Origin of the sequence: Pseudomonas sp. GL-R-26, from assembly GCF_019947365.1 — a bacterium.
Lineage (GTDB): Bacteria > Pseudomonadota > Gammaproteobacteria > Pseudomonadales > Pseudomonadaceae > Aquipseudomonas.
Genome location: NZ_JAGYGI010000032.1, coordinates 23,408 through 48,997 on the forward strand (window position 1 = coordinate 23,408; position 25,590 = coordinate 48,997).

General features: G+C 63.4%; 13 protein-coding genes. 6 read left to right on the forward strand and 7 right to left on the reverse strand.

Translation table 11 applies throughout. The features are described from left to right. Window positions 1-218: 218 nt before the first annotated feature. Window positions 219-13,217, forward strand: a complete 12,999-nt coding sequence (locus KGA96_RS25080; protein WP_223515281.1) for a non-ribosomal peptide synthetase — start codon at window positions 219-221, stop codon at window positions 13,215-13,217. 222 nt (window positions 13,218-13,439) lie between these two features. Further along, a complete protein-coding gene (locus KGA96_RS25085) occupies window positions 13,440-14,252 on the forward strand; it encodes an alpha/beta fold hydrolase (RefSeq protein WP_223515283.1) in 813 nt (270 codons plus the stop codon). Window positions 14,253-14,346: 94 nt separating this feature from the next. Here the strand turns inward: KGA96_RS25085 and dsbG are convergent, their stop codons facing one another. The 3 genes from dsbG to dsbD are packed head-to-tail and all read right to left on the reverse strand — an operon-like array spanning window position 14,347 to window position 17,680. After that, entirely contained in the window at window positions 14,347-15,114 is a 768-nt protein-coding gene (dsbG, locus tag KGA96_RS25090; RefSeq protein WP_046040574.1) for a thiol:disulfide interchange protein DsbG, read from the reverse strand. After that, entirely contained in the window at window positions 15,090-15,944 is an 855-nt protein-coding gene (locus tag KGA96_RS25095) for a TlpA disulfide reductase family protein (protein WP_046040572.1), read from the reverse strand. The genes dsbG and KGA96_RS25095 overlap by 25 nt, the downstream gene beginning before the upstream one ends. After that, window positions 15,944-17,680: a protein-disulfide reductase DsbD gene (gene dsbD, locus KGA96_RS25100; RefSeq protein ID WP_223515285.1), complete on the reverse strand. Its 1,737-nt coding sequence runs from the start codon at window positions 17,678-17,680 to the stop codon at window positions 15,944-15,946. Before dsbD ends, KGA96_RS25095 begins: the two co-directional genes overlap by 1 nt. A 154-nt stretch (window positions 17,681-17,834) precedes the next feature. On the opposite strand from dsbD, the gene KGA96_RS25105 reads away from it, so the two are divergent. From KGA96_RS25105 to KGA96_RS25120, 4 genes are all read left to right on the forward strand, one after another. Next, window positions 17,835-18,515: a response regulator gene (locus KGA96_RS25105; RefSeq protein ID WP_046040568.1), complete on the forward strand. Its 681-nt coding sequence runs from the start codon at window positions 17,835-17,837 to the stop codon at window positions 18,513-18,515. Further along, the gene (locus tag KGA96_RS25110; protein ID WP_046040566.1) at window positions 18,512-19,837 is read left to right on the forward strand and encodes an ATP-binding protein; all 1,326 of its coding nucleotides are present in this window, start codon (window positions 18,512-18,514) and stop codon (window positions 19,835-19,837) included. Before KGA96_RS25105 ends, KGA96_RS25110 begins: the two co-directional genes overlap by 4 nt. 278 nt (window positions 19,838-20,115) lie before the next feature. Then, window positions 20,116-21,516: an aspartate aminotransferase family protein gene (locus KGA96_RS25115; protein WP_046040564.1), complete on the forward strand. Its 1,401-nt coding sequence runs from the start codon at window positions 20,116-20,118 to the stop codon at window positions 21,514-21,516. Between the two features lie 81 nt (window positions 21,517-21,597). Next, entirely contained in the window at window positions 21,598-21,825 is a 228-nt protein-coding gene (locus KGA96_RS25120) for an MbtH family protein (protein WP_046040562.1), read from the forward strand. A gap of 176 nt (window positions 21,826-22,001) precedes the next feature. On the opposite strand, the gene KGA96_RS25125 is transcribed toward KGA96_RS25120, so the two are convergent. From KGA96_RS25125 to KGA96_RS25140, 4 genes are all read right to left on the reverse strand, one after another. After that, window positions 22,002-22,904, reverse strand: coding sequence for a metal ABC transporter substrate-binding protein (locus KGA96_RS25125; RefSeq protein WP_223515287.1), 903 nt, complete (start codon window positions 22,902-22,904; stop codon window positions 22,002-22,004). Next, on the reverse strand, window positions 22,905-23,804 hold the full coding sequence (locus KGA96_RS25130; protein ID WP_046040558.1) for a metal ABC transporter permease: 900 nt from the start codon (window positions 23,802-23,804) through the stop codon (window positions 22,905-22,907). It abuts the gene before it with no gap. Then, window positions 23,804-24,505: a metal ABC transporter ATP-binding protein gene (locus tag KGA96_RS25135; protein ID WP_185754778.1), complete on the reverse strand. Its 702-nt coding sequence runs from the start codon at window positions 24,503-24,505 to the stop codon at window positions 23,804-23,806. Before KGA96_RS25135 ends, KGA96_RS25130 begins: the two co-directional genes overlap by 1 nt. A gap of 140 nt (window positions 24,506-24,645) precedes the next feature. Continuing rightward, window positions 24,646-25,572 carry a metal ABC transporter substrate-binding protein gene (locus tag KGA96_RS25140; protein ID WP_046040554.1) on the reverse strand — a complete coding sequence of 309 codons (927 nt, stop codon included), beginning with the start codon at window positions 25,570-25,572 and terminating at the stop codon, window positions 24,646-24,648. Between the last annotated feature and the right edge of the window lie 18 nt (window positions 25,573-25,590).

The window sequence follows — 25,590 nt, forward strand, 5'->3', positions numbered from 1 at the left end:
TGACTCACTTCAGACCGCTTTGTGTTCCGGCTCGCGACTAATTATTTCCAGACGTCATCCGTTCTCATTGGTGAATGGAACCGGGCAGCAGCCCGGGTCACAACCGCATTGCCAATGCCTTGCGCGGTCGGCGAAGACCGCGTCCTGCGCGCCCTCCACCAGGGTGCGACGTCAGAAAACCGATTCCACATGCAAGCCGAATTCAGGCAGGAAACCTCATGACCGACGCGTTCGAACTCCCCAGCACAATGGTCCAAGCCCTTCAGCGCCGCGCGGCCCTGACGCCGGATCGGGTGGCCCTGCGCTTTCTCGCCGAGACCCCGGACCAGGCGGTGGTGCTCAGCTATCGCGAACTGGATCTGCGGGCGCGGACAATTGCCGGCGCGTTGCAGTCCCAGGCAGAAGTTGGCGACCGCGCCGTGTTGCTGTTCCCCAGCGGCCCGGATTACGTCGCGGCGTTCTTCGGTTGCCTGTACGCCGGGGTGATCGCGGTGCCGGCTTATCCGCCGGAGTCGACGCGCCGTCATCATCAGGAGCGCCTGCTGTCGATCATCAGCGATGCCCAGCCACGCTTGCTGTTGACCAGTGCCGGGCTGCGCGATGGGTTGCAGCAAATCGAAGGGGCGCCGCCGCTGCTGTGTGTCGATACCCTCGACGGTGCATTGGCCGAGCGCTGGCTCGCGGTGGACTTGCAGGCCGATCACATCGCCTTCCTGCAATACACTTCCGGTTCCACCGCGCTGCCCAAAGGCGTGCAAGTCAGCCACGGCAATCTGGTGGCCAACGAATTGCTGATTCGCCACGGTTTCGGCATTGACCTGAACCCCGATGACGTCATCGTCAGCTGGCTGCCGCTGTACCACGACATGGGCCTGATCGGCGGCCTGTTGCAGCCGATTTTCAGTGGCGTGCCTTGCGTGTTGATGTCCCCGGCGTATTTCCTCGGCCGGCCGTTGCGCTGGCTGGAGGCGATCAGCGAATACGGCGGCACCATCAGCGGCGGGCCGGATTTTGCCTATCGCTTGTGCAGTGAGCGAGTCAGCGAGTCGGCCCTGGAGCGGCTCGACCTGAGTGGCTGGCGCGTAGCGTATTCCGGTTCCGAGCCGATTCGCCTCGACACCCTGGAACGCTTCGCCGGGAAGTTCGCAGCCTGCGGCTTCAGCGCGGACAGTTTCATGGCCTCCTACGGTCTGGCCGAAGCCACCTTGTTCGTGGCCGGCACAGCGCGCGGCCAAGGCATCGGCAACCTGCGGGTGGACGATCAGGCCTTGGCGCAGAACCGTGTCGAAGTGGGCGAGGGCAGCCCGCTCATGAGTTGCGGTATCAGCCAACCGGCGCACGCGGTGCTGATCATCGACCCGGTCTCCCTCACCGAACAGGCCGACAACGTCGTCGGTGAAGTCTGGGCCAGCGGGCCGAGTATCGCCTCCGGTTACTGGCGCAACCCCGAGGCGTCCGCCAAGACCTTCGTCCGGCACGCCGGCCAGACCTGGTTGCGCACCGGTGACCTGGGCTTCCTGCGCAGCGGCGAGCTGTTCATCACCGGGCGCCTGAAGGACATGCTGATCGTGCGCGGGCACAACCTGTACCCGCAGGACATCGAGCAGACCGTCGAGCGCGAAGTGGAAGTGGTGCGCAAAGGCCGGGTTGCAGCCTTCGCCGTCACGGTTGATGGACAGGAAGGCATCGGCATCGCCGCCGAAATCAGCCGCAGTGTGCAGAAAATCCTGCCGCCGGAATCCTTGATCAAAGCCATTCGCCAAGCCGTTGCCGAGGCATATCAGCAAGCGCCGAGCGTGGTGGTGCTGCTTAATCCGGGCGCGCTGCCCAAGACGTCCAGCGGCAAATTGCAACGCTCGGCGTGCCGCAGTCGCCTGGCGGACGGCAGTCTCGACAGCTACGCGATGTTCCCGTCGGCCGCCACCGAAAGTGCAGACCGGGTCGAGTCGGGCTCCGAACTGCAAAGCCTGATCGGCCGGATCTGGTGTGAGCAGTTGCAAGTGGCGCAGGTGGGCGCCGACGATCATTTCTTCCTGCTCGGCGGTAACTCCATCGCGGCGACGCAGGTAGTGGCGCACCTGCGGGAAGAACTGGGGCTGGAGTTGAACCTGCGCCTGCTGTTCGAAGCGCCGACCCTCGGCGCATTCGCCGATGTCGTGGCGCGTCTGCAACAGGACGGTGGCCTGGCCCAGGGCGCGATCATGGCGCTGTCGCGCCAGCAACCGATGCCGCAATCCCTGGCACAAAACCGCCTGTGGATCACCTGGCAACTCGATCCGCACAGCAGCGCCTACAACATTCCCGGTGCCTTGCGCCTGCGCGGTGAGCTGGATGTGGACGCCTTGCGCACCAGTTTCCAGCAGTTGATCGAGCGCCACGAATCCCTGCGCACGCGATTCTTCGAACGTGACGGCGTGGCGTTGCAACAGGTGGATGCGGCCGGTGAGTTCAACCTGCAACTGATCGACATCAGCGATCTGCCGGTCGCCGAGCGTGAGGCCTGGGCGCAGCAGATCCGCGAGGACGAAGCGCGGACCCAATTCGATCTGGAGAAAGGCCCGCTGCTGTGGGTGACGCTGGTTCGCCTCGACGACGAAGACCATCAGTTGTTGGTGACGATGCACCACATCATCGCTGACGGCTGGTCGCTGAATGTGTTGATCGATGAGCTCTCCCGGTTGTACGCGGCGGCTGCCCAAGGCCAGCAAGCGCTGCTGGCGCCATTGCCGACGCAGTACGCCGATTACGGCAACTGGCAGCGCCAATGGCTGGCACAAGGGGAGGGCGAACGTCAACTGACCTACTGGAAAGACCGCTTGGGTGATGAGCATCCAACCCTGAGCCTGGCCACCGACCATCCGCGTTCGGCGCAACAACTGCACAGCGCCGCTCGCCATACCCTGCGTCTGAGCGCTCCCCTGAGCGATGCGATTCGTCAGACCGCCCAGGCCCATGAATCGACCGCCTTCATGCTGTTGCTGGCTGCGTTCCAGACCTTGTTGCATCGCTACAGCGGCCAACGAGATATCCGCATCGGCGTGCCCAATGCCAACCGTCCGCGCCTGGAAATCCAGGGCCTGATCGGTTTCTTCATCAATACCCAGGTGCTGCGTGCCGAGGTGGACTCACGCCTGCCATTCGTTGAGCTGCTGGCGCAGACCCGGCAGGCCGCGTTGGGTGCACAAGCGCATCAGGACCTGCCGTTTGAGCAACTGCTGGAAGCCTTCCCGCAGGCCCGCGAGCAGGGCCTGTTCCAGGTCATGTTCAACCATCAGCAACGAGACCTCGGCGCCTTGAAGCGCTTGCCGGGGCTGTTGGCCGAAGAGTTGCCCTGGCATAGCCGCGAAGCCAAGTTCGATTTGCAGTTGCACAGCGAAGAGGACCGTAACGGTCGCCTGACCTTGTCCTTCGACTACGCCAGCGAATTGTTCGACGCCGCGACCATCGGGCGTCTGGCCGAGCATTTCAGCAACCTGCTGCGGGCTGTCTGCGAGCAAGCGGACACCGCCATCGGTGACCTGCCTCTGTTGACGGCTGCCGAGCACCGTCAGCAATCGGACTGGGCCACTGCACCCTGCGCAATGGCCAGCCAATGGCTGCCGGAATGGCTCAACGAGCAGGCACGCCAGACCCCGCAACGCACTGCGCTGGTGTGGGACGGCGGCCAGATGGACTTCGCCGAACTGCACACCCGGGCCAACCGTCTGGCCCATTACCTGCGCGACAAAGGCGTCGGTCCGGACGTCTGCGTGGCCATCGCCTGCGAGCGCTCGCCGCAGCTGCTGATCGGCCTGCTGGCGATCATCAAGGCCGGTGGCGCCTACGTGCCGCTGGACCCGGATTACCCGGCCGAACGCCTGGCCTACATGCTCAGCGACAGCGGTGTTGAATTGCTGCTGACGCAAACCCGATTGCTTGAGCGCCTGCCAGCGACTGACGGCGTCAGCGTGATCGCCATGGACACCCTGCACCTGGACAGCTGGCCAAGCCATGCGCCGGGGCTGCACCTGCACGGCGACAACCTTGCCTATGTGATTTACACCTCCGGTTCCACCGGCCAGCCCAAAGGCGTCGGCAACACCCACGCCGCGCTGGCCGAGCGCCTGCAATGGATGCAGGACACCTATCGCCTGAACGAAACCGATGTGCTGATGCAAAAGGCACCGATCAGTTTCGACGTGTCGGTGTGGGAGTGCTTCTGGCCGCTGATCACTGGCGCGCGTTTGCTGATCACCGGTCCCGGCGAACACCGCGATCCGCACCGCATCGCGCAGCTGGTGCAAGCGTACGGCGTGACCACGTTGCACTTCGTGCCGCCGCTGCTTTCGCTGTTCATCGACGAACCGCTGAGCGCTGAATGCACCAGCCTGCGCCGGGTGTTCTCCGGGGGTGAGGTTTTGCCGGCGGAGCTGCGCAACCGGGTGCTGGCGCAGCTGCCGGCGGTGCAACTGCACAACCGCTACGGCCCGACTGAAACCGCAATCAACGTCACCCACTGGCATTGCTCCAGCGCCGATGGTGAACGCTCGCCGATTGGCCGGCCGCTGGGCAATGTGATCTGCCGTGTACTCGACAGCGATCTCAACCCGGTACCGGCCGGCGTGCCGGGTGAGCTGTGCATCAGCGGCGTTGGCCTGGCCCGTGGTTACCTCGGTCGCCCGGCGATGACCGCCGAACGCTTCGTGGTCGATCCGTTGGGCGAGCCGGGCGCACGCCTGTATCGCACCGGCGACCGGGCGCGCTGGACGGCGGACGGCGTGATCGAATACCTCGGTCGCCTCGATCAGCAGGTCAAGTTGCGCGGGTTCCGCGTTGAACCGGAAGAAACCCAGGCGCGGCTGCTGGCCCAGGACGGCGTTGCGCAAGCCGTGGTGCTGGTGCGCGACACCGTGGCCGGGGCGCAGTTGATCGGTTACTACACCACTACGGAAAATGCCGGGGAGGAAGCCGAGCAAACCGCGCGCCTGAAAAGCGCATTGGCCGCCGAACTGCCGGAATACATGGTGCCGGCGCAACTGATGCGCCTGGATGAAATGCCCCTCAGCCCGAGTGGCAAACTCGACCGCCGCGCCTTGCCGGAACCGCAGTGGCAGGTTCGCGAACGCGTCGAGCCAGTGACTGAACTGGAACAACGCATCGCCGGCATCTGGCGCGAAGTGCTGGGTTTGGCGCAAGTCGGTTTGCGCGATGATTTCTTTGCCCTCGGAGGCCACTCGCTGCTGGCCACGCAAATCATTTCCCGCACCCGCCAGGCCTGCGACGTCGAGTTGCCGCTGCGGGCGCTGTTCGAACACAGCGAACTCGGTGCCTTTGCCGAACAGGTTCGCCTGATCCAGGCCAGCGGCAGTACCAACAAGCAGCCGCCGATTGAAAAAATCGACCGCAGCCAGCCAGTGCCGCTGTCCTATTCCCAGCAGCGCATGTGGTTCCTCTGGCAGATGGAGCCCGACAGCCCGGCCTACAACGTCGGCGGCATGGCGCGGCTGCGCGGCGTGCTCGACGTGGCGCGTTTCGAGGCGGCGCTGCAAGCCCTGATCCTGCGTCATGAAACCCTGCGCACCACGTTCCCGAGCATCGACGGCGTCGCCCGCCAGCAAGTACACGCACAAAGCGGCGTGCGCATGGCGTGGAAGGATTTCACCGCGCTGGAGGCTGAAGTCCGCGAGTGGCAGGTCCAGCAACTGGCCGACGACGAAGCGCACCAGCCGTTCGATCTGGAAACCGGATCGCTGCTGCGCGCCTGCCTGGTCAAGACCGCCGAACAGGAACACTACTTCGTTCTGACCCTGCACCACATCGTCACCGAAGGCTGGGCGATGGACATTTTTGCCCGGGAGCTCAGCGCGCTGTACGAAGCGTTCGTCGATGATCGTGAATCACCGCTGGCGCCATTGCCGGTGCAGTACCTGGATTACAGCGTGTGGCAGCGTCAGTGGCTGGAGTCCGGCGAGCGTCAGCGCCAGCTCGATTACTGGACCGCGCAACTGGGCCGTGAACATCCACTGCTGGAGCTGCCGGCCGACCGACCGCGTCCGCCGGTGCAAAGCCATCAGGGTGAGTTGTATCGCTTTGACCTCAGTGATGAGCTCGCGGCAAATGTTCGCGCCTTCAACGCGAAAAACGGCCTGACCCTGTTCATGACCATGACCGCCGCCCTGGCCACGCTGCTGTACCGCTACAGCGGTCAGACCGATCTGCGCATCGGCGCGCCGGTGGCCAACCGCATTCGTCCGGAAAGCGAGGGGCTGATCGGTGCATTCCTCAACACCCAAGTGCTGCGCTGCCGGCTCGACGGGCAGATGTCCGTGGGCGAGTTGTTCGAGCAGGTGCGCCACACGGTGATCGAAGGCCAGTCCCATCAGGACCTGCCATTCGATCATCTGGTGGAAGCCTTGCAACCACCCCGCAGCGCGGCCTACAACCCGTTGTTCCAGGTAATGTGCAACGTGCAGCGCTGGGAATTCCAGCAAAGTCGCAGCCTGGCCGGCATGACGGTCGAGTACCTGGCCAACGATGCCCGCGCGACCAAGTTCGACCTCAACCTGGAAGTCACCGACCTCGACCATCGCCTGGGTTGCTGCCTGACCTACAGCACCGATCTGTTCGACGAACCGCGCATTGCGCGCATGGCCGGGCATTGGCGCAACCTGCTGGAGGCGCTGATTGCCGATCCGCAGCAGCGCTTGAGCGAAATGCCGCTGCTGGCGTGCGGTGAACAACAACACCTGCTCGACAGCCTCGGCGTCGAGCCGGGCGAGCATCGACTGGATCAATGCATCCATCACCTGTTCGCCGAGCAAGCCTTGCTGCGCCAAGACGCTCCGGCCCTGACCTTTGCCGGGCAGACTTTGAGCTACGCCGAACTCGACAGCCGCGCCAACCGCCTGGCGTGGATGCTGCGTGACCGCGGTGTCGGTCCGCAGGTGCGCGTGGGCCTGGCGCTGGAGCGCTCGCTGGAGATGGTCGTCGGCCTGCTGGCGATCCTCAAGGCCGGCGGCGCCTATGTGCCGCTGGATCCGGAATACCCGCTGGACCGCCTGCATTACATGATCGAAGACAGCGGTATCGGTTTGCTGCTCAGTGATGCGGCGATGTTCAAGGCGTTGGGCGAGTTGCCGGCGACCGTCGGCCGCTGGTGCCTTGAAGAAGATGCCGCTGCACTGGCCAGCTACCCGGACACCGAGCTGCCGTTGATCAGCCTGCCGCAGCATCAGGCCTACCTGATCTACACCTCGGGCTCGACCGGCAAACCGAAAGGCGTGGTGGTGACCCACGGCGAAATCGCCATGCACTGCCGCGCGGTGATCGAGCGTTTCGCCATGCGCGCCGACGACTGCGAACTGCACTTCTATTCGATCAACTTCGACGCCGCCACCGAGCGCTTGCTGGTGCCGTTGCTCAGCGGTGCGCAAGTGGTGCTGCGGGCTCAAGGGCAGTGGGACGCGGAAGAAATCTGTGGCCTGATCCGTCGTCATCACATCAACATCCTCGGCTTCACCCCGAGTTACGGCAGCCAGTTGGCGCAATGGCTGGCTACGCAAAATGAAACCCTGCCTGTGCGCATGATCATCACCGGCGGCGAAGCGCTGACTGGTGAACATCTGGCGCGCATTCGCGCAGCCTTCCAGCCGAGCCAGTTCTTCAACGCCTACGGCCCGACCGAAACCGTGGTCATGCCGCTGGCCAGTCTTGCCCCTGAAGTACTGGAAGAGGGCGCCGGCAGCGTACCGATCGGCAGCGTGATCGGCGACCGCGTGGCCTACATTCTCGACGCCGACCTGGCGTTGGTGCCGCAAGGCGCGACGGGTGAGTTGTACGTCGGTGGCGCGGGCCTGGCGCAGGGTTATCACCAGCGTCCGGGCATGACCGCGGAGCGCTTTGTCGCCGATCCGTTTGCCGCCAGCGGCGGGCGTATCTACCGCACCGGCGATCTGGTGCGCCAGCGCGCTGACGGCCTGGTGGAATACCTCGGACGCATTGACCATCAAGTGAAGATCCGTGGTTTCCGCATCGAGCTCGGCGAGATCGAAACCCGTCTGCTGGAGCACGAATCGATCCGTGAAGCAGTGGTGCTGGCCCTCGATGCCCCGAGCGGCAAGCAACTGGTCGGCTATCTGGTGACTGACGTCGCTGAACAGAATGAAGCGCAGCAATCGGTCTTGCGCGAAGCCCTCAAGGCGCATCTGAAATCGCAACTGCCAGACTACATGGTGCCCACGCACCTGATCCTGCTGGCCAGCATGCCGCTGACCGCCAACGGCAAGCTCGACCGCCGCGCGCTGCCGGCACCGGATCCGGAGCTGAATCGCCAACACTACGTGGCGCCCGGCAACGAGCTTGAAGTCACCCTCGCGCAGATCTGGTGCGAAGTGCTGAACGTCGGACAGGTCGGCCTCAACGATAACTTCTTTGAGCTGGGCGGCGACTCGATCCTGTCGATCCAGGTGGTCAGCCGGGCGCGGCAGCAGGGCATCCACTTCAGCCCTCGCGACCTGTTCCAGCACCAGACCGTGCAGACCCTCGCCGCCGTGGCCAGCCGCAGCGAGCAGGTCAGCGCCGAGCAGGGTTTGATCATGGGCGAGTCGCATCTGACGCCGATCCAGCACTGGTTCTTCGACACCGACATCCCGCAGCGCCAGCACTGGAACCAGGCGTTGTTGCTGCAACCGACTGTCGCCCTCGAACCCCATCGCCTGGAGCAAGCGCTGTTGGCGGTGATCGAACAGCACGACGCCTTGCGCCTGCGTTTCAGCAAGGTCGCCGGCCAATGGCAGGCCACACACCAGGGGATTTCCGACGCGCCGGTGTTGTGGCAGGTACGCGTTTCGTCCATGGACAAATGCGCGGCCTTGTTCGCCGATGCCCAGCGCAGCCTTGACCTTGAAGAAGGGCCGTTGCTGCGCGTGTTGCTGGTCGATGGTCCCGACGGTCAGCAACGGCTGTTCATCGCGATTCATCATTTGCTGGTCGATGGCGTTTCATGGCGCGTGCTGCTGGACGATCTGCAAACCGTGTATCGCCAACTGGATGCGCAGCAGTCGGTGAAACTGCCGGCGAAAACCAGCGCCTTCAAGGACTGGGCCGCACGCTTACAAGCCTACGCCGGCAGCGAGTCCCTGCGCGAAGAACTGGGCTGGTGGCAGGCGCAACTGGCCGGCCCCACTGCCGATTTGCCCTGCGATCATCCCGAGGGCGGGCGGCAGAACCGGCATGGGCAAACCGTCAGCGTGCGTCTCGACAGCGAGCGCACGCGACAGTTGCTGCAACAGGCACCGAGTGCCTATCGCACCCAGGTCAACGACTTGCTGCTGACTGCATTGGCCCGCGTGCTGTGCCGCTGGAGCGGTCAGCCATCGGCGCTGATTCAACTGGAAGGCCACGGCCGCGAAGCGCTGTTCGACGACATCGACCTGACCCGCACCGTCGGCTGGTTCACCAGCGCCTATCCGCTGCGCCTGACCCCGTCGAACATCGAAGAAGCCGCGGGGCAGGGTGCGTCGATCAAGGCGATCAAGGAGCAACTGCGTGCCGTGCCGCACAAAGGCCTGGGTTATGGCGTGCTGCGCCACCTCGCCGATGACCAGAGTCGTCAGCGCATGGCCAGGTTGCCGGTGGCGCCGATTACCTTCAACTACCTCGGCCAGTTCGACCAGAGCTTCGGGGTGGACGCACTGTTCCATCCACTGGATGAAGCCATCGGCGCGGCCCACGATGGCAATGCCCCGTTGCCCAACGAGTTGAGCGTCGACGGTCAGGTGTATGGCGGTGAACTGGTACTGCGCTGGACTTTCAGTGCCGAACGCTTCGATGGGCAAACCATCAACGAGCTGGCCGATGCCTACCTCGGTGAGTTGAACAGCCTGATCGAGCATTGCCTGCGCGACGACGCGGGCGGCCTGACGCCGTCGGACTTCCCGCTGGCGAATCTCAGCCAGACGCAACTGGATGCGCTGCCGGTCCCGGCCGCCGTCATCGAAGATGTCTACCCGCTGACCCCGATGCAGGAAGGCATGCTGCTGCACACCTTGCTGGAGCCGGGCACCGGCCTGTACTACATGCAGGACCGCTACCGTATCAACAGCGATCTCGACCCGCAGCGTTTCGCCCAGGCCTGGCAAGCAGTGATCGCCCGCCACGAAGCCTTGCGTGCGTCGTTCTGCTGGAACGTGGGCGAAGACATGCTGCAAGTGATCCACAAACCGGGCAGCACGCCGATCGAATACCTCGACTGGCGCGATCTCGCCGAAGCCGAGCAAGAGCCGAAGCTGCAAGTCTTGCTCAAGACCGAACGCGAGGCAGGGTTCGACCTGCTCAACCAGGCGCCTTTCCACTTGCGTTTGATCCGGGTGGGCGAGGTGCGCTACTGGTTCATGATGAGCAACCACCACATCCTCATCGATGCCTGGTGCCGTTCGCTGCTGATGAATGATTTCTTCGAGATCTACAGTGCCCTCGGCGAAGGCCGGGATGCGCAGTTGGAGATGCCGCCACGTTATCGCGACTACATCGGCTGGCTGCAACACCAAAGCCTGGCCGAAGCACGGCAGTGGTGGAAAACCAACCTGCAGGGATTCGAACGGACCACGCCGATCCCGAGCGACCGACCATTGCTGCGCGAACATGCCGGCGACAGCGGCGGCATGATAGTCGGTGACCGCTATACAAGGCTCGATGCCCGTGACGGCGCGCGATTGCGCGAACTGGCCCAGGCCCATCAGTTGACCATCAATACCTTCGCCCAGGCGGCATGGGCGCTGGTGCTGCGGCGCTTGAGCGGTGATCGCGACGTGCTGTTCGGCGTCACCGTGGCCGGGCGTCCGGTGGACATGCCGCAGATGCAGCGCACCGTCGGCCTGTTCATCAACAGCATCGCGCTGCGGGTGAAAATGCCCGAGGACGGCCAGCGTTGCAGCGTGCGCCAGTGGCTCAGTGGTCTGCTCGACCACAACATGCAATTGCGTGAATACGAATACCTGCCACTGGTGAACATTCAGGAGCAAAGCGAACTGCCCAAAGGCCAGCCGCTGTTCGACAGCCTGTTCGTGTTCGAAAACGCCCCGGTGGAGGTCTCGGTGCTGGACCGTGCGCAGAGCCTCAACGCGACCTCGGATTCGGGCCGGACCCATACCAACTTCCCGCTGACGGCAGTGTGCTATCCGGGAGATGACCTGGGCTTGCACCTGTCCTACGACCAGCGCTACTTCGATGAGGCTACGGTCGAGCGCATGCTCGGTGAGTTCAAGCGTCTGCTGCTGGCGTTGGTGGAGGGTTTCCATGGCGACATGGCCGACCTGCCGTTGCTGGGGGCCGAGGAGCAGGACTTCCTACTCCATGGCTGCAACCAGAGCGAACAGGATTATCCGCTGGAGCAGAGCTACGTCGCATTGTTTGAAACGCAAGTCGCCCGGTACCCGCAGCGGATTGCCGCCAGTTGCCTTGACCGGCAGTACAGTTATCTGGAGCTGAACCAGCGCAGCAACCGCCTCGGCCATGCGTTGATCGCAGCCGGTGTCGGGCGCGATCAACCGGTAGCCTTGCTGGCCGAACGCAGCCTCGATTTGCTGGGCATGATCATCGGCAGCTTCAAGGCGGGAGCAGGTTACCTGCCGCTGGATCCGGGTTTGCCAAGTCAGCGTTTGAGTCGGATCATCGATCTGAGCCGCACGCCATTGCTGGTGTGCACGCAAGCGTGCCATGCACAGGCGCAGGCCTTGCTCGACGAATTCGGCTGCGCCAGCCGGCCACGGCTGCTGGTCTGGGAGGAAGTCCAGGCCCTTGCGCTGTCGGCGGACAATCCTGGCGTCTACAGCGGCCCGGACAACCTCGCCTACGTGATCTACACCTCCGGCTCCACCGGTTTGCCCAAAGGCGTGATGGTCGAACAGCGCGGCATGCTCAACAACCAGTTGAGCAAGGTGCCGTACCTGAACCTGAGCGACGCCGATGTGATCGCGCAAACCGCGTCGCAAAGCTTCGATATTTCGGTCTGGCAGTTCCTCGCCGCGCCGTTGTTCGGCGCCCGGGTGGACATCGTGCCGAACACCATCGCCCACGATCCCCAGGGTTTGCTCGCCCATGTGCAAAGCCAGGGCATCAGCGTGCTGGAAAGCGTGCCGTCGCTGATCCAGGGCATGCTCGCCCTGGAGCGCATGAGCCTTGATGGCTTGCGCTGGATGCTGCCGACGGGTGAGGCGATGCCGCCTGAGCTGGCGCATCAATGGCTGTTGCGCTATCCGCAGATCGGCCTGGTGAATGCTTACGGCCCGGCGGAATGCTCGGATGATGTGGCGTTCTTCCGTGTTGATATGGCTTCGACTCGCGGCAGCTACCTGCCGATCGGCACGCCGACTGACAACAACAAGTTGTACCTGCTCGACGGAGCACTGGAACTGGTACCGCTGGGCGCGGTGGGTGAACTGTGCGTTGCGGGGACCGGGGTCGGTCGCGGCTATGTCAGCGATCCGCTGCGCACCGCCCCGGTGTTTGTGCCGAACCCGTTCGGCGCACCGGGTGAGCGCCTGTATCGCACCGGCGACCTGGCCCGCCGTCGCAGTGACGGTGTGCTGGAATACGTCGGCCGGGTCGACCATCAGGTGAAGATCCGCGGTTATCGGATCGAGTTGGGTGAAATCGAAGCTCGCCTGCATGAACAGCCGGAAGTCCGCGATGCGGCGGTGGGTGTGCAGGAGGGAGCGAACGGCAAGCATCTGGTGGGCTATCTGGTGGCGGTCGATTCAGCGCTCAATCCGGCTGAACGCCTGGAGCGCATCAAGCAGCGCCTGCGTGCCGAGTTACCGGAATACATGGTGCCGCTGCATTGGCTATGGCTGGACAAGCTGCCGCTCAACGCCAACGGCAAACTGGACCGCAAGGCCCTGCCGGCGCTGGAGATCGGCCAACTGCAAAGCCAGGATTACCAGGCGCCGCGCAATGAGCTGGAGCAGACCCTGGCCGGCATCTGGGCCGAGGTATTGAAGGTCGAGAAAGTGGGCGTTCGCGACAACTTCTTCGAGTTGGGCGGGCACTCTCTGCTGGCCACGCAGATCGCCTCGCGGGTGCAGAAAACCCTGCAACGGGAGGTGCCGCTACGAGCGATGTTCGAGTGCAGCACGGTGGAAGAATTGGCCGGGTACATCGACGGGTTGGCGGCCAGCGAGCTCACCGAGGAGAAGGTGGATCGCTTGAATGACCTGATGGCGGAGCTGGAGGGGCTTTGATTCCCTGGCGTCAGTAATGGCCCCATCGCGAGCAAGCTCGCTCCCACAGTAGTTTGTGGCGAACACATCATCTGTGATCAGCATAAATTCCTGTGGGAGCGGCGGTGCGGCGATCCGACTTGCCCGCGAAGGCGGTGGCACAAACGCACACACTCCAGCGATTGACGAGGGACTGTCTGCCGCTCAGTCTTCCGGCTCCATTTTTACTCGCGGAGACAGTCGATGCCCTTCGTAACGATAGACGGACAACCCCTTCACTACATCGATCAAGGCACCGGCCCGGCGGTGCTGCTGGCCGGCAGCTATCTGTGGGACCAGGCCATGTGGGCGCCGCAGATTGCTGCGCTGTCGCAGCAGTATCGGGTGATAGCACTGGACCTGTGGGGGCACGGCCAATCCGGGTCATTGCCTGTCGGTACGACGTCGCTGGATGACTTGGCGCGTCAGGCCTTGGTCCTGCTCGACCATCTGGACATCGAGCGGGTCACGCTGGTCGGCCTGTCGGTCGGTGGCATGTGGGGCGTGCGCCTGGCGCTGTCGGCTGCGCACCGGCTCAATGGCCTGGTGTTGATGGACACCTACGTCGGCGCCGAACCGGAGCCGACTCGCCAGTATTACTTTTCACTGTTGAAGCAGATCGAAGAGGCGGGTGTCATCACTCCAGCGCTGCTGGATATCGTGGTGCCGATTTTCTTCCGGCCGGGCATTGATCCGCAGTCGGCGCTCTACCGGGATTTTCATGCTTCCCTCGCGGCTCTGCCTGCGGATCGTCTGCGTGAAAGTATCGTGCCGATGGGGCGGATTACGTTTGGACGGGATGACCAGTTATCGCGTCTGGGCGAACTGGACGCAACGACCACACTGGTGATGTGCGGCGATCAGGACAAGCCTCGGCCACCGAGTGAAGCCCGTGAAATGGCTGAGCTGATTGGCTGCCCGTGGGTGTTGGTGCCGGAGGCGGGGCATATTTCCAATCTGGAGAATCCGGCGTTTGTGACTCAAACCTTGTTGGCATTTTTGGCCGGCCGGGCTTAGTTGAATCTACCGACGCCATCGCGAGCAGGCTCGCTCCCACAGGTAATCACCTTTCCCTGTGGGAGCGAGCTTGCTCGCGATGGCGGCGCTGAAGTCACTTCGGCCCGAGAATCTTTGCCAGTTTGTCCGGCGACGGCGCGCCTTGCTGCTGTTGCAGATTGCCCTTGTCGTCCATGTAGAAAATCGCTGGTGTCGCCTGCAACTCAAGTTCTTCCATCAATTGCATGTTGGCCGCGAATTTTGCCTGAATCGCCGGCGGCACTTCCTTCAAGGCCTTGAGCGAACTGTCCTTGCCAGCGGCTTCGTGGTCCTGCAGGGCTTTTTCCGGGTCTTTGGCGGCGAGCAGTGCGGCGGATTTTCCTGGGCTGTCTTCGCGGATGATGCCCACCATGATGTGGCGCAACTGCACCTTGCCAGCCTTGACCCACGGCCGGGCCTGTTCCCAGAACATGTTGCAGTAGGGGCAGTTCGGGTCACTGAACAGGTACACCACGCGTGGCGCATCCTTCTTGCCGTCGCCGATCCAGTTGCTGGTTTCGAACTTGGCCCAGACTTCCTTGGCCATCGGGGCATACACCAGTTTCTGCAAAGGTGCGCTGCTCAGGTCATTGCCCTCGGCGTCATACAGGTTGCCCAGCAACACGTGTTTGCCATCCGGGGTCAGGTACAGCGCCATGCCGCGGTTCTGGTATTGCGCGGCATAACCGCGCAAGCCGTCGGGGGCGTCGAACTGGCCGACGATTTTCGCGCCCTTGGCCTCGATTTTCTTGATCGCATCGGGCAACTCTTCGGCCTGCACCGATGGCAGGTGCAACAGGGCAGCACCGAGGCTCAGGGTCAGCAGGTGGCGGAGGCGGGGCATGGCAATTTCCTTGAAGAGGTGGCGGGTACGGTGTCGAAATTTTCCAGTGCGCGGGCCAGGCTGGCTTCCGACAACTCGCCCAGATGGCTGCCCAGCAGGCGACCCTCGGGGTTGTAGAACAGCGTAGTCGGTAACGCCATGGAACCGACGGCCTGGCTCAGACGCCCACTGCCGTCGAACAGCACGTTGGACAGGCTCAGGCCCTGGGTTTCCAGGAAGGTCGCGACGCTTTGCATGCTTTCCGCCTGATTGACGAACAGGAACGTCAGGTCCGGCCGGTGTTGCTGGGCGTTTTCCAGCACCGGCATTTCCCGGCGGCACGGCGGGCACCAGGTGGCCCAGAGATTGATCACCAAGGGGCCGCCCTTGTAGTCGGCCAGTTGCACGGTTTCGCCGGCGGCGTTGCGCAGGGTGATTTCCGGCAGGCGTGTGCCTTGTTCATAAATCGACAGGGAGAAGGTCGCCAACAGCCAGAACGCCAGGCCGCTAGCTACGCCAAAGCCCAATGGACGGCGCAGGCCCGGGCGACGCCAGCCGCGATACAGCGTGGCGAGCAAAACCACGACCACCCCCGGCCAGGCGAGGAAACCGCCATCGCGCAGGTCGATGACCTGCCACGGGTCGTTGCGATAGTGCACCCAATAGACCGCCACGAAACTGATTCGGGCCGCCAGCATGCCCAGTAGAAACAGGCTGAACAGCACCGACTCGGGGTTTTCACCACCACGCTTGGCAACCCGCCAGCCGACAAAAGTGGCCAGTGCCAGCGCACTGATCAGCAGCAGGTGATTAAGCGCGATGGCAAAGGTGCCGAGGGTGAAGGTCAGCATTAACGGGCGTCTCGGGTGATGGTCCAGCGTTGCAGGAAAGTATCGGCATCGACCTCGCCGGTGATGCGCTGGCTGCGCCGCTCTTCACCGTCCGCGCCAATCCACAGCAGGCTCGGCGGCCCTGGCACTTTGTAACGGCCGAGCAGTTCGCGGCTGGCGGCATTGTCGGCGGTGACGTCCAGTCGGAGCAAGCGCACATCGCCCAAGGCTTCAAGGACACGGGTTTTGCCGAAGACCTGTTTTTCCATGACCTTGCACGACACGCACCAGTCGGCGTAGTAGTCCAGCAGCACCCACTGGCCCTGAGCATGTGCGGCGTCGAGTTCCCGTTGCAGTGCCTGTGGATCCTTGACGGTGGTGAAGGCATCGTGGCCAACCGGCACGGCGGCCACCGCTTGGTTCGAGGCGCGGTAGACCTGCAATGGCTTGAACGGATCATCGCCGCCACCGGCCGCACCGATCACCAACAGGCCACCCCACAAACCGAGCAGCAACGAACTGGCGCCAAACAGGTGCGCGATACGGCCAAAACCTTCCGACTGTTTCCAGGCGCTGTAGGCCGCGATCAACAGCAGTGCACCGCACAAGCCGACCCACAGGGATTCGTCCAGCACCGGGCGCAGCATCAACAAGGCGGTGGCGAGGAACAGGAAGCCGAAAATGCCTTTGACCAGGTTCATCCAGGCGCCAGGCTTGGGCATGAAGCGATTGCCGACGGTCACCAGCAACAGCAGTGGCACACCGATACCGATGCCCATGGCGAACAGAATCAATCCGCCATGCAACGCGTTACCGCTTTGCGCGATGTAGAGCAGGGCGCCGGCCAGCGGTGCGGTCATGCACGGGCCCACCAGCAGACCGGACAGCGCCCCCAGCACCCCGGCACCGATCAGGTTGCCGCCGCGTTGATTGCGCGAGACGTTTTCCAGGCGATCACGCAAGGCCACCGGCAGTTGCAGTTCGAAGAAGCCGAACATCGGCAGCGCCAGCAGCACGAAAATCGCCGCGAAACTGCCCAGCAGCCAAGGGTTCTGCAACCAGGCTTGCAGGTTCGCCCCGAGGGAGGCGGCCAGGACACCCATTGCCGCATACACCAGCGCCATGCTGATCACGTAGCTGCTGGCCAGGGCGAATCCACGTCTGGGCGTGGCGCCGCTGCCGACGATCAACCCGGCCAGAATCGGCAGCATCGGCAATGAACAAGGCGTGAAGGCCAGCAACAGGCCCAAGCCGAAGAACAGCAAAAGGCTCCAGCCCAGCGCCCGTTGTTGCAGGCTGCTGGCCAGCGCCTGATCCGGTGCTTCAGTGGCCGCATTCAGCGCATTGGCATTGCCCAGGTCCACGACTCTGGTTTGTGGCGGATAGCACAAACCGGCATCGGCGCAGCCCTGGTAACTGACCTTGACCTGACCGCTCGCGCCAGCCGGAATCTTCAGTTCCAGGCCCTGGCGGTAGACTTGCTGTTCACCGAAAAACTCGTCGCTGTGGGCTTCACCTACCGGCAACGCAGGATGCTGCCCGACCGGCAATCCGTCGAACTTCAGGCGCTTCTGGTACAGGTAGTAGCCGTCGGTGATCTGCCAATAGAGCTGGGTTTCACCGGATTCAAGACGTTCAGAGGTAAACGTGAAGGCTTTATCAACCGGGAGAAATTCAGGTTTGGTGTCGAACGGATTGGTTCCCGCCTGGGCCAGGCCCGCGATCAAGAGGGTAAAAAGTAAAAACAGACGACGCATGGATAAGCCTTTGCCCTGTGCTAATGAGGTGCACAGTGGCGGGTGGCGATTAACCGATGATTAACCGCCCTGGCCTTGTAGCGATGGCGCTTGCGGCATAATGTCGACTTAATCGGTCAACGGCTTAATAGGCTTTATTTCTACGAGGCTCCCCATGCACGTACTGGTTTGCGAAGACGATGAATTGATCGCCAGCGGTATCGTCGCCGGCCTGACCGCCCAAGGCCTGACCGTGGAACACGTCGCCACGGCGTCCGCCGCCCGGGCGATGCTCAAGGTCGCGGAGTTCGACGTGATGGTGCTCGATCTCGGCCTGCCCGATGAAGATGGCCTCAAGTTGCTGCAGCAGTTGCGTCACCATGGCCTGGAAATCCCGGTGCTGATTCTCACCGCGCGGGATTCGGTCACCGACCGGGTTGACGGCCTGCAAGCCGGCGCCGACGATTACCTGCTCAAACCGTTCGACCTGCGCGAACTCGCCGCGCGTTTACATACCCTATTACGGCGGGTAGCGGGACGCAGCGTCAATCTGATCGAGCACGGTCGTCTGACCTACGACCCGAGCAGCCGCGAAACCACGCTCGCGGGGCAGCCGGTGGACCTGTCGCGTCGCGAGCAGTCATTGCTGCAGGCCTTGCTGCATAACCGTGGCCGCGTGTTGTCCACCGAGCAACTCAAGGACAGCGTCTACGGTTTCAACGACGAACTGGAAAGCAACGCCCTCAACGTCCATATCCATCACCTGCGGCGCAAGCTCGGCAACGGCATTGTCGAGACGGTGCGCGGCCTGGGTTATCGCCTGGGGCCGGCTGATGGCGGAGAAGAATCGAAGTGATGAGTCTGCGTTTGCGCCTGAGCCTGACGCTCGGCGCCGCATTTGCCTTGATCTGGGCCCTGGCCGCGGCCTGGATGCTCAGCGATTTGCGCAATCAAATGATGTTTTCCCTCGACCAGCGCCTGGTGGCCTCGGCGCGCATGGTCGCCGGCCTGATGGAGCAACTGCCGCCCGTGCCGAGCAAGGGCGAGGGCACCCATTTCAGCGCCGAACAACTGAACATTCCGGGTGGCATGGCCTGTCAGGTCAGTTCGTTGCGCGGTGAAATCCTCGCCCGCAGTCACACCGAGCCGCAGCAGACCCTGGAGGCCGAGAAACTCGGTTTTCACGATCAGATGATCGACGGCGCGCCGTGGCGCAGTTTCACACTGGCCCGGGGCGATCTGCGTATCACCACCGCCGACCGGCAGATCGAGCGCGAGGCGTTGAACATGTCGATCCTGCTGGCCGCTTCGGTGCCGGTGGGCGTGGCGCTGCTCGGTTGCCTGTGCCTGCTCTGGCTGGGCATCGGCCAGGGGCTGGCGCCGCTCAACCGCATGCGCGACGCCTTGATGCGCCGCAGCGCCGACTCCCTCGAACCCTTGCAGATCCAGCCGCTGCCCAGCGAGCTGCAGCCCTTGCTGGAAACCCAGAATCAGTTGCTCCAGCGCATCGGCAAGACCATCGAGCGCGAACGTCGCCTGACCGGTGACGCGGCCCACGAACTGCGTAGCCCGCTGACCGCGATCAAGACCCACCTGCAAGTGGCGCGGATGACTGAAGGTAGCGCCCGGGATCAGTCCCTGGCCCGGGCCGAAGAGGGCGCCGACCGCATGCACCGGACCCTCGAACAGTTGCTGTTGCTGGCGCGAGTCGAGGGCAGTCTGTCGTTTGACGATGGTGTGCAGTGCAACGCCGAGCAAGTGGCGAAACTGGCGATCCAGGACGCGGCGAGCGGCGATCGCCAGCGCATCAGGTTTCAGGCGCCCGGTAAGGTTTCCGCCGCGCCTGTACAAATGCCCGCCGTGCTGTCGATTGCCGCGCTGCGCAACTTGCTCGACAACGCACTGCGCCATACCCCTGCGGACAAAACGGTGGAGTTGAGCCTGGAAACCACCGGCAATCGTGTGCAGTTCGTGGTGCGCGACCATGGGCCGGGGATTGCCGAAGAAGATCTGCAACACCTGACCCAGCGCTTCTGGCGCAACGGTCAGAGCACCGGTTGTGGTCTGGGGCTGGCGATTGTCCAGGCCATCGTTCAGCGTTGCGGTTGCACGCTGCATTTCGATAGCCGGCCGGACGGTTTGCGGGTTGAACTGACTATGCCACTGCAACCGATCTGAAAAGCACTGAAAAAACCTGTGGGAGCGAGCTTGCTCGCGATGGCGTCGTGTCAGTCGACATCAATGTTGCCTGATACACCGCTTTCGCGAGCAGGCTCGCTCCCACCGGGGAACTGTGTTTGCCGTCGACTGTAACTTCTCTCCATCCGCCTAAATCCTTCCAGCGCTGATGCGTTTCCAGAACAGGAAAACCTGACAAGTGCGCCCCGTGACCGGACCGCGCACCTGCCCGGTGTGCAGTTTTGGTCACTATCAGCAGCGTATTGAGGGGTCGAGAGATGTCAGTCGCTACCAGCCTTATCGAAGAGCAGCCGGCGACGCCCGCCGAGACGCTTTATCAATTCAACGAATCGCCGCTGTTGGCCCGTCAGAGCCGGCAGGAATCCAACGCCCGCAGCTATCCACGGCGCATTCCCCTGGCACTCAAGCGCGCCAGGGGCCTGTATGTCGAAGACGTCGAAGGTCGAACCTTCATCGATTGCCTGGCCGGAGCCGGGACCCTGGCCCTGGGACACAATCACCCGGTGGTGATCGAAGCCATCCAGCAAGTGCTGGCCGATGAACTGCCGCTGCATACCCTCGACCTGACCACGCCGGTCAAGGACCGGTTTGTCCAGGACTTGTTCGGCTTGCTGCCAGCAGCCCTGGCCGCTGAAGCGAAGATCCAGTTCTGCGGCCCGACCGGCACCGACGCCGTGGAAGCAGCACTGAAACTGGTGCGTACCGCCACTGGTCGCAGCACCGTGCTGTCTTTCCAGGGTGGTTATCACGGCATGAGTCAGGGCGCGTTGAGCCTGATGGGCAGCCTGGGGCCGAAAAAGCCCCTGGGCGCCTTGCTCGGCAGCGGCGTGCAGTTCATGCCGTACCCTTACGATTACCGCTGCCCGTTCGGGCTCGGCGGCGCGCAAGGGGTGAAAGCCAACCTGAGTTACCTGGAAAACCTGCTCAATGATCCCGAGGCTGGCGTGCAATTGCCGGCGGCGGTGATCGTGGAAGTGGTGCAGGGCGAGGGCGGGGTGATCCCGGCGGATCTGGACTGGTTGCGCGGTGTGCGGCGGATCACCGAAGCGGCTGGTGTCGCGCTGATCGTCGATGAAATCCAGAGTGGCTTCGCTCGCACCGGCAAGATGTTCGCCTTCGAGCATGCCGGGATCATTCCCGATGTCGTGGTGATGTCCAAGGCCATCGGCGGCAGTCTGCCGCTGGCGGTCGTGGTCTATCGCGACTGGCTCGACACCTGGCTGCCGGGCGCCCATGCCGGGACGTTCCGTGGCAATCAGATGGCCATGGCCGCCGGTTCCGCGGTGATGCGTTATCTGGTGGAGCACAAGGTCTGCGAGCATGCCGCCGCGATGGGCGAGCGCCTGGCCGAGCACCTGCGCATCCTGCAGCGGGACTTCCCGCAACTGGGTGACATTCGCGGGCGTGGCTTGATGCTCGGCATCGAACTGGTCGACCCGACCGGCGCACTGGATGCCCAAGGCCATCCGCCGGCCTTCGCCCGCCTGGCACCCCTGCTGCAGCGCGAATGCCTCAAGCGTGGCTTGATCCTGGAGCTCGGTGGTCGCCATGGCGCGGTGGTGCGCTTCCTGCCGCCATTAGTGATTACCGCTGTGCAGATCGATCGCGTGGCCGAAATCTTCGGCCGGGCCCTGGTCGCCGCCACTGCCAATCCTTAAATTTTCCGCCCTGCGGAACGTTCTTTCTACATAGCGGCTGCGCACACAGCGCAGCCCGCCCGAAAACGATGGAGAGACACCATGACGTCAGTATTCGACCGCGAGGACATCCTCTTTCAGGTCGTGGTCAACCACGAAGAGCAATACTCGATCTGGCCCGACTACAAAGCCGTGCCACAAGGCTGGCGCACCGTGGGCAAAAGCGGGCTGAAAAAGGAATGCCTGGCTTATATTGAAGAGACCTGGACCGACATGCGTCCGTTGAGCCTGCGGCAGAAAATGGACGAGCCGGCGGCTTTGGCGCACTGATCCGTCACGCCAAAAGAAGCCCGCTGGACTGGTAACAGTCGGCGGGCTTTTTCAGGTCTGGAGTTTGTGTTGTCTGTAAGGCCGCCTTCGCGAGCAAGCCCGCTCCCACAGGGGACCGCATTTCCAATGTGGGAGCGGGCTTGCTCGCGAAGAACGATAACGCGGTCCAACTGAGGTTACACGCCACTAAGCCCCTTGATGACCAGATCCACATTCCCCTCCAGCTCCGCCACCGGATCCTCGGCATCGGTACTCAACACCACCAACCGGCTACCCGACCCGGCAATCACCGCTTTCAGCGAATCTGACGGCTGCCGGTGATGCAGCACCACCGCCACGTCATTGTCCTTGAGGGTTGTGCCCAACTGCTTTAGCGCCTCCGGTGTCCACTCGGCATCGGCGCGTGGGTCCAGGCCGATCAATTCCAGATTGAGACTGCTGATCAGGTAACCGAAGTGATCGCTCAGGCTCATCACACTGAGGTTGTCCGCATTGGCCAGCCGCGCCTCGCTGGCGGCACTGAGCTTGAGCAAACGCTGCTTGAGCGCTGCCAGGTTGGCGTCGATTTTCGGCTTGGCCTCGGGGGCCAGGCGCACCAGGTCCGCCGCCATTACATCGGCCATGCGCCCCATGTTATTGCTGGAGAACCACGGCTGACTGTTCAGCCCGTCGACCTTGTTGTCGGGCTGTACGGCTATGCCGGGCAGGGCGCCGTCCAACGGGCGGGCGGCGTCGACTTCGACGATGCGGATGTTGCTGCGCCGGGAGATCGGGTAAAGCGGGTCATCCGGCCACAGTGAGCGCAGGCCGATCACCGCATCGGCATCGTTCGCCAGCTTGGCCCGCGCCGGGGCACCACGGCCGGTGAAGTAGGCGGTCTGGCGGCTGCCGGGCAGGTTGGCCGGCGCGGCGCGTTCGAGTCTGACATCGGTGCCCTTGAGCAAGACTTCACCCAGCCCATAAGTAATCGGCAAGGAGGCCAGTACACGCAGCGGTTTGCCGTTGTCGGCGGCCATGGTCGTTGTCGCCAGCCCGCACAGGGCGACGGCGAGGGTCAGTTGGCGCAGTGAAAAAGTCATTTATCCAAGGTTCCCTTTCAGGCTGGGGACGACGCCGCGCGCGAAGGCGGCCAGGGCGAAGGCGATGCCGGCCACGAGGATGATCGCGGCACCGGACGGGATCGGCAGGTCGAAGACGATCGGCGCGAGAATCCCGCACAGGGTGCTGACGGTGGCGATCAGTACCGAGCACCAGAAAAAGCCCTTCAGCGATTGGCTGAGCAGGCGTGCCGCGGCGGCCGGAATCACCAGCAGGGCGCCCACCAGAATCGCGCCGATAACCTTCACGGCGGCGACGGTGATCAGCGTCACCAGAATCACGAACAGATAATCCAGGGTTTTCACCGCCACCCCGCGTACCGCCGCCAGTTGCGGATTGAAACTGGCGAGCATGATGCGGTTGTACAAAGGCAAGGCCAGGGCCATGACCAGCGAACCGACAATGGCCAGCACCAGCAGGTCATTGCCGTTGACCGTCAGTACCGAGCCGAACAGTACGTTTTCCAGAATGTGCACGTTGATTTTGCCCGCCAGAATCAGCAGCAGGCTCGCGCCCAAGGCGAGCGACACCGAGAGAAACACACCGATCAAGGTGTCCGGCGCCAGGCCGGTGCGGTTGCGCAGGTAGTTGAGCAGGATGCCGAACAGCAGGCAGTAGCCGAACAGGCTGCCGTAAGGCCCGGTATAGGGTTCGCCGAGCAGGATGCCGATGGCCACGCCGGTCAGCGCAGCATGACCGACCGCCTCGGAGAAAAACGCGAAGCGCTTGACCACCACCAGCGTGCCCAGGCCACCCAGCACCGGGCCGATCAGCAGTCCGGCGATCAAGGCGTTGACCACGAACCCATAGGCCAGCGCCTCGGGCAGATAACCCGACGACGCCCAGCCCTGGACCATCAGGCGAAAAGCTTCGTAACTCATCAGGCAGGGCTCCGTGGGTGAGTCGAGAACAGCGTCAACAGACGCTCCGGTGTCAGCGCCTGTTGCGGCGTGGCGTCGAACAGCACCCGGCGATTGAGCCCGGTGACGTGATCGGCCAGGCGCCCGACCGCTTCCAGGTCGTGCTCGATCCACAGCACGGTAATGCCCGCCGCTCGCCAGTCGCCGAGCAAGCGTTCGAACACCTGGATGCCGGCCTCATCGAGGGCGGACATCGGTTCGTCGAGCACCAGCAATTGCGGAGGCGGAATCAGCCCTTGGGCCAGCAACACCCGTTGCCGTTCGCCACCGGACAGCGCGCCCATGCGGCGCTTGCGTTTGTCCTGCATGCCGACCCACTCCAGCGCCTCGCCAATCGCTGGCGCGTAGTGTTTGCTCAAGCCGAGAAAGGCCGGGCGACGCTGGCACATGGCGGCCATGAAATCCTCGACGGTCATCGGCAAGCCCCGGTCGAACTCCAGCGCCTGTGGCACATAGCCGATGGTCCCCGGCCCGGCGGGCCATTGCAGGCTCAAACGACCCTGGTGCGGCATTTGCCCGAGCAGGGTCTTGATCAGCGAACTCTTGCCGCCGCCGTTGGGGCCGACCAGTGCATGCACACTGCCGGGGCGGACCTTGAAGGTCACCTGGTCGAGGATCGTCGTGCGGCCAAGGGCCAGGCTGACGTCAGCAAAATCCAGCATCGGCCCCGAACTCTGTAGGAGCGAGCTTGCTCGCGATAGCGGTGTGTCAGTCAACGATGATATTGACTGACTGGACGCCTTCGCGAGCAGGCTCTCTCCCACAGGGGATTCTGCATCGGCCAGGATGGTTTCCTTCGATGTCATGCCCCCGACTCCTGAATCGCCCGCACCACGGTATTGAGGTTGCCGGTCATTTCCTTTTCGTACTTGTCGGCGGTGTATTCGCCGTAGGAGATGTGCGACAGCGGATACAGCTTCACCCCGGACTCGCGCTGGATGGTGTCGACGTAAGTGGAAGGAAAATCCATCTCCGAGAAGATCACCTTCACGTCCAGCTCACGCAGTTGATCGATGGTTTTTTTCAGCTGGCTCGGGCTTGGCTCGATACCGTGGGCTGGCTCGACCACAGCTGTCACTTCCAGGCCGAACTCACGCAACAGGTAGTCGTAGGCCGCGTGCACGGTGGCCACCCGCAGTTCGGCGTTCGGTGCCTGGGTCAGTTTGGCCAGGGCGTCGGCGCGCATCTTGCGCAGGCGCTTGCCGTAGGCGCGGGCGTTTTCGGTATAGGTCCTGGCGTTGGCCGGGTCGAGCTTGCCCAGCTCCCGGGCGATGTTGTTGACCTGGGCGATCGAGGCGCTGATCGACAGGAAGGTGTGCGGGTTCACCACTTTACCGGCACCGCGTGCTGCCACGCCGGTGGCGGCCAGCAGCGGTACGTTTTCGTTGGCTTCGATCACCGGGACCTTTGGGGTTTCGCTGGCGGCGATCATGCGGTCGGCGAAATCGTCATGGCCGACACCGTTGAGCACGATCACGTCCAGCCCGCTGATGCGCTTGATGTCTTCGGCGCGGGGCTCGTAGGCATGCGGGTTGAAACCGGCCGGAATCAGCGGCACCACCTCGGCCTTGTCGCCGACGATGTTCGCCACGTAGCTGTAGTAAGGATGCAGGGTGATGCCGATGCGCAGACGCTTGGCTTCGTCGGCGCTGGCCAGTGATGGCAACAGGCAGGCGAACAAGCCGACCAGCAGCAGGCGCAAAAAACAACGGTGAGATGAATTGGGCATGGGAAAGCGGTCTTCTCT

Coding starts and splice junctions, on each gene's coding strand:
- dsbG (WP_046040574.1), bottom strand. CDS start 15,114: ATGCCCCGCCTCCGCCACCTGCTGACCCTGAGCCTCGGTGCTGCCCTG.
- KGA96_RS25140 (WP_046040554.1), bottom strand. CDS start 25,572: ATGCCCAATTCATCTCACCGTTGTTTTTTGCGCCTGCTGCTGGTCGGC.
- KGA96_RS25115 (WP_046040564.1), top strand. CDS start 20,116: ATGTCAGTCGCTACCAGCCTTATCGAAGAGCAGCCGGCGACGCCCGCC.
- KGA96_RS25105 (WP_046040568.1), top strand. CDS start 17,835: ATGCACGTACTGGTTTGCGAAGACGATGAATTGATCGCCAGCGGTATC.
- KGA96_RS25125 (WP_223515287.1), bottom strand. CDS start 22,904: ATGACTTTTTCACTGCGCCAACTGACCCTCGCCGTCGCCCTGTGCGGG.
- KGA96_RS25120 (WP_046040562.1), top strand. CDS start 21,598: ATGACGTCAGTATTCGACCGCGAGGACATCCTCTTTCAGGTCGTGGTC.
- dsbD (WP_223515285.1), bottom strand. CDS start 17,680: ATGCGTCGTCTGTTTTTACTTTTTACCCTCTTGATCGCGGGCCTGGCC.
- KGA96_RS25135 (WP_185754778.1), bottom strand. CDS start 24,505: ATGCTGGATTTTGCTGACGTCAGCCTGGCCCTTGGCCGCACGACGATC.
- KGA96_RS25085 (WP_223515283.1), top strand. CDS start 13,440: ATGCCCTTCGTAACGATAGACGGACAACCCCTTCACTACATCGATCAA.
- KGA96_RS25080 (WP_223515281.1), top strand. CDS start 219: ATGACCGACGCGTTCGAACTCCCCAGCACAATGGTCCAAGCCCTTCAG.
- KGA96_RS25095 (WP_046040572.1), bottom strand. CDS start 15,944: ATGCTGACCTTCACCCTCGGCACCTTTGCCATCGCGCTTAATCACCTG.
- KGA96_RS25130 (WP_046040558.1), bottom strand. CDS start 23,804: ATGAGTTACGAAGCTTTTCGCCTGATGGTCCAGGGCTGGGCGTCGTCG.